1 protein-coding gene is annotated in these 1236 nt (G+C 39.2%); it reads left to right on the plus strand.

The genetic code is table 11. The features are described 5' to 3' along the window. Window positions 1-78 precede the first annotated feature (78 nt). A protein-coding gene (locus ACQKNX_RS25625; RefSeq protein ID WP_427431342.1) for an IS3 family transposase occupies window positions 79-1208 on the plus strand; the annotation gives its coding sequence in 2 pieces (ribosomal slippage) (window positions 79-325 and window positions 325-1208; 1131 coding nt in all). Window positions 1209-1236 lie beyond the last annotated feature (28 nt).

Genomic DNA, 1236 nt, shown 5'->3' on the forward strand with positions numbered 1-1236 from the left:
TGAATCGGCTACACTAAGTTGGACATAAAAAATAAGGGCTAGTACACTTAGACTACCAACTTAAAGGAGCGTGCTACTATGTCACGTCAACGTCGAACTTTTACATCTGAATTTAAATTGCAATTAGTAAAACTTTATGAAAATGGAAAATCCCGTGCAGATATTGCCAGAGAATACGATATAACGCCTTCGGCTTTAGACCGTTGGATTAAAAACCATCAAGAAACCGGTTCATTCGCTGCCAAAGATAATCGCTCTGAAGAAGATAACGAACTAGCTCGATTACGCAAAGAAAACCAACGTTTATTGATGGAGAATGATATTTTAAAGCAAGCAGCGCTGATCATGGGACGAAAATAGATGTGATTCGAAATAACGCTCACAAATATTCAGTATCAGCAATGTGTGACGTCCTTGATATTCCGAAAAGTACGTATTACTATCATGCCGATGTTTGTGGCAAACGTGCGCTAAAAACTGAAGATAAAGAGATTTCCAAAGAGATTGCTCGTATTTTCAAAGAAAGCCGTAATAATTATGGTACGCGTAAAATCAAGAAAGAACTAAGTAAATTACCAGAGCCAAAACACGTATCACGTCGTCGAATTGGTCGTTTAATGAAAGGTCTTGGACTAGTATCAAACTATACAGTAGCACAGTATAAGGTGCGTAACTCAACATGTAATGAAGCGCCGATAAAAAATGAATTACAGCGCCAATTTGAGCAAGAAGAGCCGTTGGCTGTCATCGTGAGTGATTTAACATATGTCCGTGTCGGAACAAAATGGCATTATGTATGCTTATTTGTCGACCTTTTCAATCGTGAAATCATTGGCCGTAGTGCTGGTGCAAATAAGACAGCAGAGCTGGTTTATCAAGCACTAGTAAGTATTAGAGGTAACTTGGGCGACATACAAATGTTTCATACAGACCGAGGAAAAGAGTTTGATAATAAGCTCATTTCAAAAGCCCTAGAAACATTCGGAATCCAGCGATCCCTGAGCATGAAGGGATGCCCTTATGATAACGCCGTGGCTGAGGCGATGTTTAAGGTATTTAAAACCGAATTCGCTAACGGAGCACATTTCTCTACTCTTGAACAGCTCGCACTTGAACTTGATGATTATGTTCATTGGTTCAATAACATTCGAATTCATGGGACACTAGGCTATTTAACTCCAGTGGAATTCAAGCAACAGACCTTATAATTTTTGTCCAGTTTAGTGTTGACATACC

The organism is Lysinibacillus sp. NPDC093712 (genome assembly GCF_050280025.1).
Lineage (GTDB): Bacteria > Bacillota > Bacilli > Bacillales_A > Planococcaceae > Lysinibacillus.